The organism is Bradyrhizobium pachyrhizi (assembly GCF_001189245.1).
Taxonomy (GTDB): Bacteria; Pseudomonadota; Alphaproteobacteria; order Rhizobiales; family Xanthobacteraceae; genus Bradyrhizobium; species Bradyrhizobium pachyrhizi.
In genome coordinates this window covers 1-18,055 of the sequence record NZ_LFIQ01000107.1, presented here as the reverse complement: position 1 = coordinate 18,055, position 18,055 = coordinate 1, and the positions used below count along the sequence as shown (strand labels likewise).

At 64.1% G+C, this 18,055-nt stretch carries 13 protein-coding genes; 7 read left to right on the top strand and 6 right to left on the bottom strand.

Annotated features, from left to right (window positions below; translation table 11 throughout):
* A partial coding sequence (locus tag AKL29_RS45620; protein ID WP_244482447.1) for an ABC transporter transmembrane domain-containing protein occupies positions 1-1,122 on the bottom strand: 1,122 nt, incomplete at its 3' end.
* A 194-nt stretch (positions 1,123-1,316) separates the two neighbouring features.
* Here AKL29_RS45620 and rpmE point away from each other — a divergent pair.
* Positions 1,317-1,544, top strand: coding sequence for a 50S ribosomal protein L31 (gene rpmE / locus AKL29_RS27280; protein WP_016845230.1), 228 nt, complete (start codon positions 1,317-1,319; stop codon positions 1,542-1,544).
* A gap of 801 nt (positions 1,545-2,345) precedes the next feature.
* Here the strand turns inward: rpmE and AKL29_RS27275 are convergent.
* Entirely contained in the window at positions 2,346-2,918 is a 573-nt protein-coding gene (locus tag AKL29_RS27275) for a hypothetical protein (RefSeq protein WP_028333669.1), read from the bottom strand.
* Positions 2,919-3,029: 111 nt separating this feature from the next.
* Here AKL29_RS27275 and AKL29_RS27270 point away from each other — a divergent pair, with 111 nt between their 5' ends.
* Together AKL29_RS27270 and AKL29_RS27265 are read left to right on the top strand one after the other, a co-directional pair.
* Complete coding sequence (locus tag AKL29_RS27270) at positions 3,030-3,974, top strand: LysR family transcriptional regulator (RefSeq protein WP_050386305.1); 945 nt, start codon at positions 3,030-3,032, stop codon at positions 3,972-3,974.
* A 1,227-nt stretch (positions 3,975-5,201) separates the two neighbouring features.
* Positions 5,202-7,745 carry an MASE1 domain-containing protein gene (locus AKL29_RS27265; protein WP_244482446.1) on the top strand — a complete coding sequence of 848 codons (2,544 nt, stop codon included), beginning with the start codon at positions 5,202-5,204 and terminating at the stop codon, positions 7,743-7,745.
* Between the two features lie 86 nt (positions 7,746-7,831).
* Here AKL29_RS27265 and AKL29_RS27260 read toward each other — a convergent pair whose 3' ends face one another.
* Positions 7,832-8,449: a LysE family translocator gene (locus AKL29_RS27260; protein WP_050386303.1), complete on the bottom strand. Its 618-nt coding sequence runs from the start codon at positions 8,447-8,449 to the stop codon at positions 7,832-7,834.
* A 14-nt stretch (positions 8,450-8,463) separates the two neighbouring features.
* Positions 8,464-9,090 carry an FMN-binding negative transcriptional regulator gene (locus AKL29_RS27255; protein ID WP_050386302.1) on the bottom strand — a complete coding sequence of 209 codons (627 nt, stop codon included), beginning with the start codon at positions 9,088-9,090 and terminating at the stop codon, positions 8,464-8,466.
* Between the two features lie 97 nt (positions 9,091-9,187).
* Here AKL29_RS27255 and pdxR point away from each other — a divergent pair, with 97 nt between their 5' ends.
* Entirely contained in the window at positions 9,188-10,702 is a 1,515-nt protein-coding gene (pdxR, locus tag AKL29_RS27250) for a MocR-like pyridoxine biosynthesis transcription factor PdxR (RefSeq protein ID WP_050386301.1), read from the top strand.
* 13 nt (positions 10,703-10,715) lie between these two features.
* On the opposite strand, the gene rcdA is transcribed toward pdxR, so the two are convergent.
* Both rcdA and AKL29_RS27240 read right to left on the bottom strand, forming a co-directional pair.
* Positions 10,716-11,228, bottom strand: coding sequence for a protease adaptor protein RcdA (rcdA, locus tag AKL29_RS27245; protein WP_028333674.1), 513 nt, complete (start codon positions 11,226-11,228; stop codon positions 10,716-10,718).
* 576 nt (positions 11,229-11,804) lie between these two features.
* A complete protein-coding gene (locus tag AKL29_RS27240; RefSeq protein WP_016845225.1) occupies positions 11,805-11,996 on the bottom strand; it encodes a DUF1192 domain-containing protein in 192 nt (63 codons plus the stop codon).
* Positions 11,997-12,261: 265 nt separating this feature from the next.
* On the opposite strand from AKL29_RS27240, the gene metG reads away from it, so the two are divergent.
* From metG to AKL29_RS27225, 3 genes are all read left to right on the top strand, one after another.
* Positions 12,262-13,941: a methionine--tRNA ligase gene (gene metG / locus AKL29_RS27235; RefSeq protein ID WP_050386300.1), complete on the top strand. Its 1,680-nt coding sequence runs from the start codon at positions 12,262-12,264 to the stop codon at positions 13,939-13,941.
* A gap of 69 nt (positions 13,942-14,010) precedes the next feature.
* A complete protein-coding gene (locus tag AKL29_RS27230) occupies positions 14,011-15,009 on the top strand; it encodes an NAD(P)H-quinone oxidoreductase (protein WP_050386299.1) in 999 nt (332 codons plus the stop codon).
* Between the two features lie 120 nt (positions 15,010-15,129).
* The gene (locus tag AKL29_RS27225) at positions 15,130-18,006 is read left to right on the top strand and encodes an EAL domain-containing protein (protein ID WP_028333677.1); all 2,877 of its coding nucleotides are present in this window, start codon (positions 15,130-15,132) and stop codon (positions 18,004-18,006) included.
* Positions 18,007-18,055 lie beyond the last annotated feature (49 nt).

Below are 18,055 nucleotides of genomic sequence, written 5' to 3'. Positions count from 1 at the left end.
GCGCGCCGGCTGCGGCAGCGCGCGCGGCGAAGCGGGCGCCGCGATCTGCGGCCTGACGCGCAAGATCTCGAACAGCCGCTCGGCGGCGCCCGATGCGGCCGAGACCTCGCCCCAGACCTCGCTGAGCTGGCCGAGGCCGCTCGCCGCGAACGCCGTGTAGAGAATGAACTGGCCGAGCCGGCCCGGACTGATGGTTCCGACCAGCACGTCGTGCGAGCCGACCCAGAGGATCACGACGACGCTGGCGAACACGATGAAGATGACGATCAGCGTCAGCACCGCGCGCGCCTTGGTCGAGCTGCGCGCGGCTTGATAGGCCTGCTCGACCTCGCCGGCAAAGCGCGTCCTGGCGAGCCGTTCGCCGGTATAGGCCTGCACGGTGCGGATCGCATTGACCAGCTCCGAGGCATAGGCGCTGGCATCGGCCAGCGTGTCCTGGGCGGTGCGCGACAGCCGCCGCACCCAGCGGCCGAACGCCACCAGCGGAATCACGATGATCGGAATCGCGAGCAGCACGAAGCCGGACAGCCGCGGGCTGGTGATCACCATCATCGCGGCGGCGCCGAAGAACAGCATCAGATTGCGCAGCGCGATCGACACCGACGCGCCGACCGCGGACTTGATCTGCGTGGTATCGGCGGTGAGCCGCGACACCAATTCGCCTGACCGCGCGGAATCGAAGAACGAGGGCGACAGCGAAATCAGATGCGCAAACACGTCGCGCCGGAGATCGGCGACGATACGTTCGCCGATCGTCATCACGAGGTAATAGCGCGAGGCGCTGGCACAGGCGAGCACCGCGACGACCGCGATCATCACGCTGAAATAGCTGTTGATCATCGCGATGCCTTCGGGCGTGAAGCCCATGTCGATCATCCGCCGCACCGCGACCGGCACGATCAGCGTGGTGATCGCGGCGATCGTCAGCGAGATCAGCGCGAGGATCGCCCGGCCCTTGTAGCGCGCCACATAGGGCGCGAGCGCAAGCAACGGCCGCAACCGGGCACGGCTCTTCGCCGGCTCCGTGATCTGGCTCTCGATGAAGGCTTCCTCATCGAGCAACGCGTCGCGCGGGGGCTGCGGGGCGCCACGCGGGGTCTCAAGCTGTTCGGCTACGCTCATCAATCTAGACCGGTTCTATCGCCCCCCACATAGGCCCGCCGACCCCCGGCTGGCAAATCCGGTAAAGTCCCAATCCGGTGATGGGCTTAGGCCCTTTCTTGGCTTGTTTTGGCGGGCTCCATGGGTTATAGACCCGCGCAAATCCCGTATTCCAGACATCTTGAGACGGGCGCCGGCGCGCCGAAGGAACTGTCATGAAAGCCGATATTCATCCGAATTATCATACGATTAAGGTCGTCATGACCGACGGCACCGAGTACCTGACCCGCTCTACCTGGGGCAAGGAAGGCGACACGCTGAACCTCGACATCGACCCCAAGTCGCACCCGGCCTGGACCGGCGGCACCCAGCAGCTGATGGATCGCGGCGGCCGCGTCTCGCGCTTCCAGAAGAAGTTTTCGGGCTTCCTCAAGAAGGACTAAAGTCCGCTTCGGGATCGCCCCGGCACCACACGCAAAACGCCCCCGACTCGGGGGCGTTTTTGTTTTGGGGGCCGCTCCTGATTGGCGGGCTGAACGGGCCCGCGATTCTCCTGCTGCGTCGTCCTGGCGAAAGCCAGGACGACACCAAATGTGTTGCACCGGCTGCGAGTCACACATCCGCCCTCTCGCGACATGATCTGTCCGAGCTTTGCATTTGTTTCGCCGCTCTGGAAACAGAGGGCGCAGGGAAAGCCGGGTGCCGATCGCACCCATGGGCCCCGAGCAATGGGTAGAAAGCTCGGGGGTAGGACCACAGGTGTAACCGGAAACAACCCGGCTTTCCCTGCGCGATGGGTTACGGCTTATACGTGCTCACCCCGGTGAGACTGGGCTTTGTTGTCACCGCTTTCGCAAACGCTTGCGCACTTTGCGAAAGGACACCTACCGCTAGGGCGTCAGGCCTGCACGATTTCACCGTCCGCCGCATGCGCACTCGTCAGTTGCACACTCGGCGTCCGCAAACACCGTGACGATGCGCAGCGCCCCTCGATCGGGTGAGACGGGTGTTTCTATACACTGGGTTATCCTTCGGATAAAGCGAAATATTTTCGCGCGCGAGGATTGACAGGTTTTACTGAGTTGCCCGTCGAGTTGTTTTGTCGCACCCGACGCAACAGGATTGATCGCGCACCGCATGAACGGGCTAATTCAGTCATGGATTCGCCATGCACGGCTTGTCCCGTGCGTCCACTTCTTCTGCGAGGAAGCATGGATGGGGCGACTTCTTTAAGCCCGTTGCGGTCAGCCGGCGGCTTCGCGCAAACTTGCTTCGTAACGCGCGCTAGCCCGCTCGAAGTCGCGGCGCGCTTCTTCGCGGTCGGAGCGGCCCTCTTCAAGCGTCAACGAATCCCATTTGCTCCGTTCTGTGGCGAAAAAATCGCCGCCATAGACGTGGATTGCGCCGCTCAGCCGGTCGATTGGATTGATGACCGAATGGATGATGTCGGTGCCGAGCGGCACGGTATCGCGCACGCACAAGGCCCTGGCGCCGGCAGCCTCGATCCTGTTCGGCTCGCCCGGAATGCGCCGCCAGAAGACGTTGTCCTCACGGCCCGCATAAACGCCGATCACGGCCCACATGTGATGGTCGTGAGGTGGCACGATATAGCTTGGGGGCCACACCACGTTGAGAATGGTCAGCGTCTCGGAATGGAAGAGCGCGCGGCTTTCGGGACGCTGCGGCTCGCCGAGTCCCTTGAATACCGCGGCCGGTTCAGACATCGCGCGGGCAACGATCTCGTGAATGGCTCGGTGCGACGGGTCCGCCGCGAACGCTGCGCGGCAGTCGGCAACGAAACGCTCGGTGTCAAACATCGCGATTCCCCTTTGGACAAATGTCGGGTGGGCGGCTTAAGAATGTCGCGGCTTGCTCAATGTGTCTAATGCATTTATTATTCATCTATTCATGCAAGTGGCGCATTAAAAATGGACCTTCGACAGCTGCGCACCTTCGTCGTCGTGGCCGAGGCAGGCGGCTTTGCCGCCGCTCACCAACAGCTGCGTCTGAGCCAGCCGGCGGCCTCTCGCCAGATCCAGGCGCTCGAGGACGAACTCGGGATTCCGTTGTTCGATCGCGTCGGCCGCGGGATCAAACTAACTTCAGAAGGCGAGGATCTGCTACGACGCGGCCGCCGTCTCCTGCAGGATGCCGAATCGTTCGGCGAGCGTGCCCGCGCGCTGAGAACCGGCAAGGCCGGCGCGCTGCGCGTCGGCTGCAGCACCCAACATATGGAAACGGTGCTCGCCAATTTCCTCCCCATGTTCCGGCGCAAGCACCCCTCCGTGGTCATCGATTTGATCGAGGATGGTGGTGCCCGCGTTCCGGATCGTCTGCAGCGCGGCGACGTTCATCTCGCGATCATTCCAGCCGCCGAAGACGGCTATCACCGCCGGTTGCTGGCTCCCGTGCATATGCTTGCTGCGGTTTCGCCGCGGCATGGCTTCGCAAGCAGGCGGAAGCTGGAGATTGCCGAACTCGCCGAAGAGTCATTGCTGCTCCTGCGGCGGGACTTCGCATCTCGCGGCTGGTTCGATGCCGCCTGCAACGTCGCACACATCAGGCCACGTGTGATCCTCGAAAGCGCAGCGCCTCACACCCTGCTCGCGCTGGCAAAAGGCGGCAACGATGTCGCCATCGTGCCGTCGAATGTCCAGATCCCGTCCGCGGGCGTCCGCGCCTTTCCGCTGATTCACAGGGGCGCCTCGATCGGGCGATGGACTGCCGTGGCTTGGGATCCGCAGCGCTTTCTGGCCCCTTATGCCAAATCCTTTATCGACGAACTCGTCGCCTATTGCGGCCAGCACTATCCGGGACGCGAGTTTGCCAAGCGCGTCTCCCCTCTACCGAGGCCGGAAGAAACAAAGGCGTAGCCGCCTTGCGGGAATCGCTGCGGATAGCCCGCTTCCGGGACCCGCCACGACGGCTCAATCACGAACAGGAAATGGTAGCTCGCGCCGTCGCGCGGATTCCAACGGCGAACCTAGCGCGGACGCTTCGGTCGCTTGAGTTCGGCGACCTTAAACTTCCCCGCGGCCTGCAGGCTGCTGCAAAGCCACCAGGCCCTGTTTCGGTACTCGCCCAGGAACCATTTGGTTTCGACGCAATCGACGTAGGATTTGTAGGTGAGGTTGTCTCGGCACGTCGACGAGAACGGTCCGTATGTTTGTCCGCCCGCCGACTCGCTGCACCCGACCCAAGGGTCCTTGCCATGCGGGAGGCTCGATTCGCAGCCACCGTTGCAATTGCTCGCGACTTTCTCCAGCGCGGCAATCCTGCCCAGCACGGAATCCGGCGCCGGCGACGGCGCTCGAGCGGTTGACGACGACGTCTGGGTAGTTCTCGATCTCCGGTGAGATACCCCCGTGGTCACCACCTGTGTCGCACGATTTGGCCTTGCCACCGGCTTCGGCGCCTCGACCGTGATGGAAGGAAGCGGCTTGGCTGGGTCTGTTTGCGACGCTGCCGGGCCGCACAGCCAGACAGTTGACAACACGGCGACGGCTGAAGGCGCGACAAGGCTCGACGGCAATCTCATGACATAGCCCTCCCAAATCCGGGACGGAAATGCCGTCCCGACGAGGGCACGGTACCATATAGCCCGAGTTTTGCTACCTAGGGTTGACGATAAATCTCCCAGTGTCTCACGATCGACATCGACATGGCGGCGAGAGAACGCCGACCGCTCGCACCTTTCCGGCGTCTGCTCCCGGCCCAAAGCCGAGCTCGAACGGCTCTTGCCGATATTCGCCTTTTGACCCGAAGCGGTTACTTGAACGACACCGACACGCGGTGGGATCGGATCGATTTTGCAGGCCCACGCCGTTAGGTCAACGGTTCTGCCCCATGGTCTCTTGTTCAGAAGTTGCCGGCGCCCCCTACTCTCGATCCAGCGGCCATGCTTTGGTCAAAACTGCGTTGAGTGTTTGGCAGGGTCATCGACTTGGAGAAAATACGATCGCCCTCCTTCGGGTGACATGGAACCGGGTGCCAGGTCGTTCCCTACCGCATTTTTGAGGTGCCCACCGCAAAGGCTTGTGATGGAACGGGCAAGGTTCGATAAGGCCGGGATTTTCGCTTTTGGCGATGCTCGGAGCGCTGTGACCTACTCGGTCGAAGTTTTTATCGTCACCGCGATCTACGGGAGCCTTGCGGCCTCCACACATTTCCTTCCCGCTATCAATCCAGCCGCGACACCGCTGTGGCCGCCAACCGGGGCTGCGCTCGCGCTCATGCTGCTGCGTGGCTACCGGATCTGGCCCGCGATCCTGGTGGGCGCTGTCGCGCCTTACCTGATGACCGACCGATCGCTCCTGGAGTTTGTCGCCGCCGGGATCGGCTGCCTCCTTGCTGCATTGGCCGGAACATGGCTGATCGGACGCTGGTCGAACGGACGCCAGACGTTTGCCACGCCATCCGGTGTCGCAAAGTTTGCAGGCATTTCCTTTGCGCCGACCGCGATGATCGGTTCATTCACCGCTTTGGCCGGATTCATCTTCGTCAACGAACCGAGCTTTCCCGATTCCATCGCCGCCGGGCTGACCTGGTGGCTTGCCGACGCAGCCGCGACCCTGCTGATTGCTCCGGTCATCGTGCTCTGGGCGATGATGTCCTTACGGATTTCCTCCAGGTGGGATCTGTTGGAATCGATCGCAGTTATCGCTCTCGCTGGTCTCATTGGGATCGTGGCCTACAGCCCGCTCATCGGCAGTGACCTCGTCAGCGACGATCTCAACGTGCCGTTGCCGCATCGCAGCCTGCTGGGCTTTCTGGCTTTGCTCCCGTTGATCTGGACCGGTCTGCGCGGCAATCGATGCACCGCGGCTACGGCTGCGCTCATTTTCACCGGAATGGCAGTCTGGGGGTTCGCGTTCGGTCATGATCCATTTCCGAAAACGGATCCGAACGGAGCGTTGTTGTCGCTGCTCGTGCTTTCGATCAGCGTATCGGCGCCCCCTCTTGCCCTGGCTGCGGCAATTGCCACGCGTCAGACCACGGAAGCCCATCTGCTTTCCGTGCAGGACCAACTGAACGGTCAACTTGAACGGAACGCCTTGGCGCTCGACAGCATCAGACGGCACTTCCAAACCCTTATCGAAGGCGTCGTCGACTATGCGATTTTTGCGCTTGATAGAGAAGGACACGTTACGAGTTGGAATAGCACCGCTCAAAAAATCATCGGCTACACCTCGGAAGAAATCATCGGCAAGCATTTTGGAATATTTTATCGGCCGGATGAACGCCGCGCGGGTTCGCCAACACACGCGCTGGAGACGGCAATCGAAAGAGGCAAGTACGACGTCGAGGGTTGGCGCATCAGAAAGAATGGTACGCCGTTCTTCATCACGGGCTCGGTCTCGTCGAGCCATGATGACTCAGGAAATCTGATCGGCTTCATCAGCATTCTGCGGGACGCAACCGAGCGACGCGACGCAGAGGAGAAGCTGGTTCAGGCGCGCGAACAGCTCGCGATGTCGCAGAAGATGGAGGCAATCGGCAAGCTGACCGGCGGAATTGCACACGACTTCAACAATCTATTGATGATCATCGGAGGCAGTGCCCAGATTTTCACTCGCCTGCTTGATCCAAAACTGCCCAAGGCAATTGAAGCCATACAGACCGCGGCCAAACGAGGCGAAAGCCTCACACGCCAATTGTTGACATTCTCTCGCCATCAGCATCTCAGCCCGACGGTCGTCGATCTGAATGCGTCCATCAAGAACATGCGGACCATGATCGAGAGCTCGCTGCGCGGGAACATCGTGTACAATGAGAACGTCGGCGAGGGTGTCGCGTCGGTCAAGGTGGACCTCGCCGAGCTGGAACTTGCGATCGTCAACATCGCCGTTAATGCGCGCGATGCAATGCCAAGCGGCGGCACGTTCACCTTATCCGTCCATGCGGTGACCGCGAACCAGGAAACCGGCGGCGATCGCCGCGCAAAGGCTTTCTTTGCGATAGCGCTTGGCGATACCGGCACCGGTATTCCGCCAAACCTGCTGTCCAAGATGTTCGATCCGTTTTTCACGACCAAAGAGGTCGGCAAGGGTACCGGGCTCGGCTTGTCCCAAGTCTATGGTTTCGCGCACCAGGCCGGCGGCACGGTGACGGCGGACAGCAAGGTTGGACAGGGAACAACGATTACAATCTACTTGCCGTCCTGCGCAGACGAGCAAATCACCAGCAAAGAGCTGGCCGCCGCCAGAACAAGAGCAAGGCAGCCGCAGCGGCAGACGGTTCTCGTTGTCGACGACAGCCCCGAGGTGGCGGATGTGACATCTTCGCTGTTCGAGCATCTGGGCTATGACACGATCTATCGAGATTCGGCCGAAGCGGCGCTGAAATTGCTCGAAGCCGGTACAAAGATCGATCTCGTCTTCAGCGATATCGTCATGCCTGGGACCATCGATGGCGTCGGGCTCGCGAGAGAAGTCAGGTCGCGATACCCCGGTTTGCGCATCGCCCTTACAACCGGTTACAGCGATGCCGCAAAAGCGGCTCCGCCAAGTCTAAGGATCCTCCGCAAGCCGTTCGACACCGACGCACTGAGAGATTTTATCCACGATCTTGCGCCGCCACGACCACCGCGATCATCCGGCACGTCCATGACGTCAGACACGACTGAAGCCTCGCGCAGAAATTGACCGGTCGCACCATTGCAGAAGCAGCTCGTCGCGCAGCTTGACGAAGCGTTGATCCGCACCATCACTGCTGGTGGACATGACTGCTTCTAGCGATCCTGGAAGGCTAGCCGCGCACCGAGCGCGACCATGATGCTGCCGCCGATCCGCTGCATGATGCGCTGCGACGTCTTCGAGCGCTGCAGCCTCGACATCACGGCGCTGGCGAAGAACACGCAGACGATGTCGACCGCGGAGAAGGTCAAGTTGACTGTTGTGCCGAGCAGAAACAGCTGGGCCCAGACCGGCAGGCTGGCCGACGCATCGACGAATTGCGGCAGGAACGCGAGGAAGAAGATCGCCGTCTTCGGATTGAGCACCTCGACGACGATGCTTTGCGCGAAGGCGCGCTCCGCGGAGAGCGGGGCAAGTGTGGGGCGCTTTGCAGTGTCGCGGTCGCGGAACAGCGACAGCCCGAGCCAGACCAGGTAGGCCGCACCGGCAAGCTTCATTGCCATAAACAACGGCGGCACCGCATGAAACAGCAGAGCGAGGCCGGCCGCCGCGGCGACGACATGGACATAGCCGCCGAGATGCAGCCCGAGCGAGGCCATCAGCCCCGCGCGCCGGCCGCCCGCCAGCGTGCGCGCCGCGGCGTACAGCATGGCGGGACCCGGGATCAGCGCGAAGGTCGCGGTCGTGATCGCGAAGGCGAGGTACAATTCCATCGGGCGCTTTCGTCTCAACTCGCCGGGATCATCGCGGCGACCTCGCGGTCATGGGGATTGTCGCTTGCCTCAAGCCCTGCGATGACGCTGGCGCGATCCTCGAGCTTGCGGTTCTGGCTCATCTTCTTCTTGGCGTCGATCCGCGTGATCGGCATCCGGAAGCCGACGATCCCGCGCAGCTGCGCCTTGATGAAATCATCAGGCGCGTCGCTGACCTGCCAGACTTCCGGACGCGCATTCTCGTGCAGCTCGGTCAACCGGGTCACGACGTCGAGCAGACGGTCGGCATCCTCGAAGAACTCGGCCGCGCCATAGGCGTGGACAGCGACGTAATTCCAGGTCGGCACCACCTTGCCGTGCTCGGCCTTGGTCGCGTACCAGGACGGCGTCACATAGGCGTCGGGCCCCATGAAGATCGCCATCGCCTCGCCGATCGCGGGCAGCTTCCACTGCGGATTGGGCCGCGCGACGTGACCGTACAGCGTGCCGTAGTCGCCCTCGTTCTCATTGAGGATCAGCGGCAGCGGCGTGCCGATCAGGCCGTCGGCGGTTGCGGTGACCAGCGTCGCGAGCCGCGACGCCCGCATAGCGGCGTGGACCGGACCGAGCTCATCCATCCTGAAATGCGGCGGCAGGTACATGGTAGACCTCTGGTGGACCTCATCAATTGCTGCTCGCACCATAGCGCTGAAGTGGCCTATGATAAGAGCCACTTTCGATCATCTTGATTGGTCCACTATGCCCCGCCTGCGCGCCACCATCAGCATCCCTTCGCTCCGGGCCGTCGACCGCGCCGCCGGACAGGTCGGGCGCCAGATCGCGCAGGCCCTGCGCGCCGCGATTGCGAGCGGCGAACTGAAGGCCGGGGAATTGCTGCCGTCGACGCGCGCGCTGTCGGCCTCGCTCGGCGTTGCGCGCGGCACGGTCACGGAAGCCTTCGAGCAGTTGCTGGCCGAGGGCTATCTGGAATCGCAGGTCGGTGCCGGCACCCGCGTCGCGCCGACGCTTGCCGAACAGGCTCGGCCCGTCGTGGTCCATCGCAAGCCGAACAAATCAGCGCCGATCCGGTTGCCGCCGCGCGCGGCGCGGCTTGCCAAAGTGGCGGCGGCCTTCACGCCGATGCCGGAAGTCCCGTTTGCGATCGCGGTCCCCGGCGGCGCGGTCGCGCCCGACGACCATTGGCGCCGCCTCGGCAACCGCGTGCGCGCATCGCGCGCGGCGGCGCCTGCGAGCTATGGCGATCCGCGCGGCTTGACGGAGCTGCGGCAGGCGATCGCCGACTATGTGCGCAAATCCCGCGCGGTGCATTGCGAGCCCGAGCAGGTCGTGATCACGGCCGGCACGCAGCAAGGCCTCTATCTTGCCGGCCGTGTGCTGCTGTCGTCAGGCGATCGCGTCTGGGCCGAGGATCCCGCCTATCCCGGCATGACCGCCGTGCTCGACGAGCTCGATCTCGTCACCACGCGCGTATTGGTCGATGCGCAGGGCATCGACGTCGATGCCGCGATCGCCGCGTGCCCGCACGCACGCGCAGCTTTCGTGACGCCGTCGCATCAATATCCGCTGGGCATGCCGATGAGCATGGCCCGCCGCAATGCGCTGGTGGCGTGGGCGCAACGAAGCAATGCCTGGATCGTCGAGGACGATTACGACAGCGAGCTGCGCTATGCCGGGCATCCCTTCCCGTCGATGCAAGGCCTCGCCCCATCGCGGGTGATTTATCTCGGCACGCTGAGCAAGGTGCTGTTCCCCTCGCTGCGGCTTGGCTACGTCGTGGCGCCCGCGCCGCTGATCGACGCCTTCGCCGGCGCGCGCGGGCTGCTCGACCGGCATTCGCCGACCGCCGATCAGCACGTGCTGGCGGCCTATATGCGCGAGGGGCTGTTCGAGGCGCATATCAGGCGCATTCGCGGCGTCTATGCCGCACGGCGTGCGACGCTGATCGCGGCGCTGACGCGTCACATGCCCGACGACGTCACGCTGCAGCCGAGCGACCAGGGCATGCATCTGCTGTTGTGGCTACCAGAGCGCTTCGATGATGTGCAACTGGCAAAGGCAGCGCTTTCCGCAGGCATCGTCGTGAGGCCGATTTCGACGATGTATAAGGCAGCGGCGCAGCCTGGCCTGATGCTCGGCTTCGGCGGCTTCGAACCGGAGGAGCTGGAGGCAGCCGCGATCAGGCTGCGGCGCGTGATGGATCAGCACACGTCGCCGCGGCGGACCAAGCCACGCCGCGCGGACGCGTCACACTGATTTGCTGTCCGGATTACTGCTCGAACGCCGCCTTGAGGCGGTTGAGCTGCGGCACCAGCGGGTTGCCGATGGTCGAGCGATCCGGCGCCGGCGCATGGATCGTGGTGTCGAGGCGGCGGACGCGCGCCTGCAGATCCATCGAACGGGCGATCAGCTGCTGCAATTGCTCGGGCAGCTTGGTCACCATGTCGGCCGGGCCGGGATCGGCGGCCGACAGCTTCACCTTGGTCTTTTCGCGATTGGCCTGGGTCAGCGTCATCTCGCCTTCCTTGACCGCGCGATGCAGCAGCAGCCAGGAGGCGAGCTGCATCAGCCGCGTGGTTAGGCGCATGCTTTCGGTGGCATAGGTCAGGCTCACGGACCGTTCGAGCGCCTTGGCCTCGGCACGTCCGTCACCGTCGAGATAGGCGGCGGTCTGCTCGACCAGATCCATGCCTTCCCGGAACAGCACGCCGAATGCCGCAGAATTGGTCAGCCGTTCACTGAACAGTACAAGCCCGGCTTCGCTCTGGGAACGATCGGCCATGGTAAACGCCCTCACACCACCGTAACGCCCGCTGGCATCTGACGCGCCAGCTTATGATGAACAAATCATTGCGCGGGCGCGCCGAAGAGTCCAGCCGCAACCGGATTTATGGTTTCCAGCCGATAGGACCGCACAAAAAAGAGCCGCCGTTTCCGGCGGCTTTTGAAGTTGATAACAGGGAGGCGTCAAACAGAGTGGACAGGAGCCACTCGGTGTCCAAACGAGGACAATGCAGTCATAATCGAGAAAGCTTAACCGATCGTAAATGAACGGATTTCTTGACGCTTTGTTTGCCATGTCGGCCATTGACCTAGTTTGGGACAGGCCTCTTCTTCCCCCTGAAAAGGGGGAAGGTCGGATGGAGGTCAACCGCAAGCGACGGCGTATTTGGAGAGAGCTAGATCCCCACCCGCTTTGCTTGAGCGAGCAAAGCGACCTCCCCTTTTCAAGGGGAGGTAGAGCAGCGTAGCTCCGGATGGAGCGCAGCGAAATCCGGGAACGGTCCATCCGCGGATAGCGCGTCCCCGGATTGCGCTTCGCTCCATCCGGGCTACGAGGACCGAGTGATGTGGCGACCTACGACTTGAAGAACGCGTTGGCGGCGTCCTTCGACGCGCGCTTCTTCGTCATCGCTTCTTTCAGGCGATCGACTTCGGCGTTGAGCAGCGCGATGCGCTCGGTCAATTCCTCGACCGACAGCAGCGAGAGATCCTGTCCGATCTCGTGGCTGATTTTCTTCCGCGGCCGGTCCTCATCCTCAATCGGCATGTGTCTTCCCCGCGATGCTGATCTGGCGCCCTGCGCCCAGCGATGATAGATATCCGTCCAGAGGAGAATTTTGCAGTGACTTTCGTGTGCGCGCAACATCTGACGCGAATGCCCCGGCCCGACCGCAAGGAGTCTGACCGGACGGGATAGTTGCGCGCCTGCGCGCGAGGCATGAGCCGACCCCAAGCCCTTCCGATCATGCGGGAGGGCTTTTTGATTTTTGATTGTCCGGGATCGGCATCACCGAACGTGAAAGACTGCACCCATGACCAGGATTCTCATCACCAGCGCGCTGCCCTACGTCAACGGCGTCAAGCATCTCGGCAACCTCGTCGGCTCGCTGCTGCCCGCCGACGTCCACGCCCGCTTCCGCCGCCAGACCGGCTGCGACGTGCTCTTCATCTGCGCGACCGACGAGCACGGCACACCGGCCGAGCTCGGCGCCATCGAGGCCGGACAGGATGTCCGCGCATTCTGCGCCGCGCAGCACGCCGTCCAGGCCGACATCTACCGGCGTTTCGGCCTGTCCTTCGATCATTTCGGCCGCACCAGCTCGTCGCACAACCATGCGCTGACGCAGCACTTCTATCGCCGGCTCGATGACGCCGGGCTGATCGAAGCACGCACCTCGCGACAGGTGTTCTCGCCCGCCGACCGGCGCTTCCTGCCCGACCGCTACGTGCTCGGCACCTGTCCGCATTGCGGCGACGCCGGCGCGCGCGGCGATCAATGCGACCATTGCGGCACGCTGCTCGACCCGCCGGACCTCATCGATCCCCGCTCGGCGCTATCAGGCGACCGCGCGCTCGAGATCCGCGACAGCCGTCATCTTTGTCTGCGCCAGTCGCAGCTGGTCGACAGCATCGGCGCATGGATCGACAGCCGCACCGGGTGGCCGCCCTTCGTGGTGTCGACCGCGAAGGGCTGGCTCAATGCGGAGCTGCGCGACCGCTGCATCACCCGCGATCTCGCCTGGGGCATCGCGGTGCCGCGCGACGGCTTCGACGGCAAGGTGTTCTATGTCTGGTTCGACGCGCCGATCGGCTACATCGCGGCGACACAGGAATGGGCCGACGCCGCGCCTGGCCGCGACTGGCGGCAATGGTGGTGGCAGGCCGATGACGTCAGCTACATCCAGTTTCTCGGCAAGGACAACATCCCGTTCCACACCGTGAGCTTTCCGGCGACGCTGATCGGCTCCGGCGAACCGTGGAAGACCGCCGATGTGATCAAGGGATTCCATTGGCTGAATTACGAGGGCGGCAAGTTCTCGACCAGCAGGAAGCGCGGCATCTTCACCGATGCGGCGCTGGAGGAATTGCCGGCCGATCTCTGGCGCTGGTGGCTGATCGCCAACGCGCCGGAGAGCGCCGACACAGATTTCAGCGTCACCCGGTTCGTTGCCGATGTGAACAAGGATCTCGCCGACATCTTCGGCAATCTCGCCAACCGCATCATCAGCTTCGCGCATCGCGCCTTCGACGGCCGCATCCCGGATGGTGGCGCTCCCGGCGATGCCGAGCGACAACTCGCGCTTGAACTGGAGCTGCGCATCGCAGCGCTGCACCGCCATCACACGGCGCTGGAGTTTCGCGCCGCTGCGGCCGCGACCCGCGCGATCTGGGACACCGCGAACGCTTATCTGCAACACACGGCACCCTGGACCGCCATCAAGTCCGATCCGGTCCGCGCGGCGGTCATCACCCGCGTCGGACTCAGACTCGTCGCGCTCAGCGCCACGCTGGCGTGGAGCATCGTGCCTCACCTCGCGGCGCGCGTGCTCGGCGCGCTCGGTCAGAGCGATGCCGTACCGCACTGGCCCACTGGCCCACTCCTTCCGCTGCTCGATCGTGGCGCGGGCACGCCGGTCGCAAGGCTCGGGCCGCTGGTCGAGAAGATCACGCCTGAGAGAGCCGGTCAGCTCGCGGCGCGGTTCGGGGCTTAATGGCGTTTCGCTTCGGTGGAAAAGGCGGTATGCCATCCGCCAATCCTCTCCATTGACCAGGGACCAGCCATGCCAAATCTGCCCGCGCAAATGACCGTCGTTGCCATCAGCAAGCCGGGTGGCCCTGAGGTGCTGGTGCCGGAGACCCGCGCGGTGCCGGTGCCGAAGGCCGGCGAGATTTTGGTCAAGGTCGCGGCCGCCGGCGTCAATCGTCCCGACGTCGCGCAGCGCTCCGGCTCCTATCCGCCGCCGCCCGGCGCCAGCGACCTGCCCGGCCTCGAAATCGCGGGCGAAGTGGTCGCGCTCGGCGAAGGCGCAAAGCACAAGATCGGCGACAAGGTGATGTCGCTGGTCGCCGGCGGCGGCTACGCGCAATATTGCATCGCGCAGGACGCGCAGGCGATGACCGTACCGCCCTCGCTGTCGATGCAGGAAGCGGGCGCGATTCCGGAAACGCTGATGACCGTCTGGCACAATGTGTTCGAGCGCGGCGCGCTCCAGGCCGGGGAGACGCTGCTGATCCACGGCGGCTCGTCCGGCATCGGCACGATGGCGATCCAGCTCGCCAAGGCGTTCGGCGCCAAGGTGATCGTCACCGTCGGCTCGCAGGACAAGGCCGATGCCTGCCTCAAGCTCGGCGCCGATCACGCGGTGAATTACAAGACCGAGGATTTCGTCGAGGCGGTGAAGAAGGCCACCGGCGGCAACGGCGCCGATGTCATCCTCGACATGGTGGGCGGCGACTATATCGACCGGAACTACGACGCCGCCGCGGTCGAGGGCCGCATCGTCCAGATCGCGTTCCTGTCGGGAGCACCGAAGGCCACGGCCAATTTTGCCAAGCTGATGGTCAAGCGGCTGCACCACACCGGCTCGACCCTGCGCCCCCGTAGTAATGCGGACAAGGCGGCGATGGTCGCGGCGATCGAGGCAAAGGTGCTGCCCTTGCTGCGCGAAGGCCGCGTCAAACCGCTGATGGACAGCACATTCCCGCTGGAAAAGGCCGCCGACGCGCACCGGCGCATGGAGACCAGCGAACATATTGGCAAAATTGTGTTGGCGGTTTAACCCTCGCGCCGGAAGCAGGGGCGGAAACCCTTTGATTCCCTTCGCTTTCGTGTCATTTATCGCGCCACCGCCGGGCCGGTCGCCGGGCCCGGTCAGTTTGTCGATCGCGGAGTACTGACATTGCGTCTGATCAGGTGCCTTGCGCTGCTCGCGCTGGGCCTCATGATGTTTGCCGCCGCGCCTGCCGCGTATGCGATCGACGCGGTCAGCGTGCGCAGCGATGCGCCGGCGATCGATTTGACGGCGGTTCTCGACCATCAGCGCAGTGAAACAGACCGCATCCAGGTCTCCACCGCGCCCGGAACCGACGGCATCGTGCGCCGCATCGAGGTTCGCGCCCGCGAAGGCGGCCAGAACTGGGTGGTGTTCGCACTTGCCAACAACACCGACGACCAGCTCGACCGCCTGATCGTCGCGCCGCACTACCGCATCGTGTCGTCCGGCCTGCTGTGGCCCGACCTCGGCCTGTCGCGCATCGCCACCATCACGCCGTCGGTCGGCGATCGTCCGGAGCGGCAGGAGAGCCCGACCGCCGACGTGTTCCGCATCACGCTCGATCCCGGCGCCGTCGTCACCTATGTCGCGGAACTGCGCACCGACAAGCTGCCGCAGCTCTATCTGTGGGAACCTGACGCCTACAAGGACAAGGTCAACTCGTTCACGCTGTACCAGGGCATCGTGATCGGCATCTCGGGCCTGCTCGCGCTCGTGCTCACGATCTTGTTTGTGGTCAAGGGCAGCATCATGTTCCCGGCCGCCGCGGCGCTGGCCTGGGCGGTGCTGGTCTATATCGGCGTCGACTTCGGCTTCTGGGGCAAGGTGCTCGACATGTCGAACAACGCCGAGCGCGTCTGGCGCGCGGCGGGCGAGGCGATCCTCGCCGCGACACTGCTGGTGTTCCTGTTCGCCTATCTGAATTTGAGTCGCTGGCACGTCCGCTACTCGCACATCACGATCGGCTGGCTGGTCTTCCTCGGCTCGCTGGTCGCGCTGGCGCTGTTCGATCCCGCGGTCGCCTCCGGCATCGCGCGCATGTCGCTGGTCATGATCGCCTTCGCCGGCTTCGCGCTGATCGTCTATCTCTCGACCCACGGCTTCGACCGCGCGGTGTTGTTGATCCCGACCTGGTTCCTGCTGGTGGTCTGGGTGGTCGCGGCCGGCATGACGGTCGCGGGCTCGGTCACCAACGACATCGTTGGACCGGCGCTGCTCGGCGGCCTGGTGCTGATCGTGATGCTGATCGGATTCACGGTGATGCAGCACGCCTTCGCCGGCGGCGGCGCCACCACCGGCGTCGTCTCCGATGTCGAGCGCCGGGCGCTGGCGCTGACCGGCTCCGGCGACCTGATCTGGGATTGGGACGTGTCAGCCGACAAGGTGTTCACCAGCCCCGAGACCGAGGCCCTGCTCGGCCTCAAGCGCGGCACGCTGGAAGGCCCGGCGGCGAAGTGGCTCGAGGTGCTGCACCCGCTCGACCAGGACCGCTTCCGCGCCGCGCTCGACAGCGTGCTCGACCAGCGCCGCGGCCGCCTGGTGCAGGATTTCCGGCTGCGCACGCCGGACGGTCACTTCATGTGGTTCGCGCTCAAGGCGCGGCCGGTGGTCGGCTCCGACGGCGAGGTCTCGCGCGTGGTCGGCACCCTCACCGACGTCACCGAGTTCAAGAACTCCGAAGAGCGGATGCTTCATGACTCCGTCCATGACAACCTGACCGGCCTTCCGAACCGCCGGCTGTTCATGGACCGCCTCGGCGCGGTGGCGAATCTCGCCAAGACCATGCCGAACCTGCGGCCGACCCTGATGGTGATCGACCTCGACCGCTTCAAGCAGGTCAACGATTCCGTCGGGATTGCGGTCGGCGATTCCATTTTGCTGACGCTGGCGCGACGGCTGACCCGCATCCTCAAGCCGCAGGACACGCTGGCGCGCATGGCCGGCGACCAGTTCGGCCTGATCCTGCTGTCGGAGCAGGACCCGGCACGGATCACCAATTTCGCCGAGACCATCCGCAAGACCATCCGCGCCCCGATCGCGTTCAACGACCGCGAGATCTTCTTGACCGCCTCGATAGGGCTTGCGCTGTCCGACCCGGCGGCGCCGCTGACCGACGAGATCATCAAGGACGCCGAGCTTGCGATGTATCATTCCAAGCGGATCGGCGGCGACCGCATCGACGTCTACAAGCCGGCGATGCGGGCGCGCAAGACCGACCGCCTGACGCTGGAGAGCGACCTGCGCCGCGCCATCGAGCGGCAGGAGATCACGATCCTGTACCAGCCGATCGTGCGGCTGGAGGATCGCGCGATCGCCGGCTTCGAGGCGCTGGCGCGCTGGGATCATCCCAAGCTCGGACGGATGTCACCGTCGGAGTTCATCAACGTCGCCGAGGAGACCGGCCTGATCGTCGATCTCGGCATGTTCGTGATGGACCAGACCGCGCGCCAGCTCGCGGTGTGGCAGCGCGCGATGCGCGCCCGCGAGCCGATCTTCGCATCGGTCAACGTGTCGTCGCGGCAGCTGCTGCGCCACGATCTGATCCACGATATCCGCACCGTGCTGTCGCGCTCCTCGGTGGCGCGCGGCACGCTGAAGCTGGAGCTGACGGAATCGCTGGTCATGGAGAACCCGGAGCACGCCGCCCAGATGCTGGCGCGGATCCGCGAGCTTGGCACCGGGCTGTCGCTCGACGATTTCGGCACCGGCCACTCCTCACTGTCCTATCTGCAGCGCTTCCCGTTCGACACCATCAAGATCGACCAATCCTTCGTCCGCACCACCAGCCGCGGCACCCGCCCGGTGATCCTGAAATCGATCATCGCGCTAGCGCACGATCTCGGCATGGAGGTGGTCGCGGAAGGCGCCGAGACGGATTCGGATGCCGTCGAGCTCTACCAGCTCGGCTGCGAATACGCCCAGGGCTTTGCCTTCGGCGAGCCGATGGACGCGGATGCGGCGACCCGGCTCCTCACCGAGGAACGGCTGGAAGCCGCGAGCTAGCTCTTGTCGTCCCGGCCTTGAGCCGGCAACTGTTATGTCGGCTTGGTCT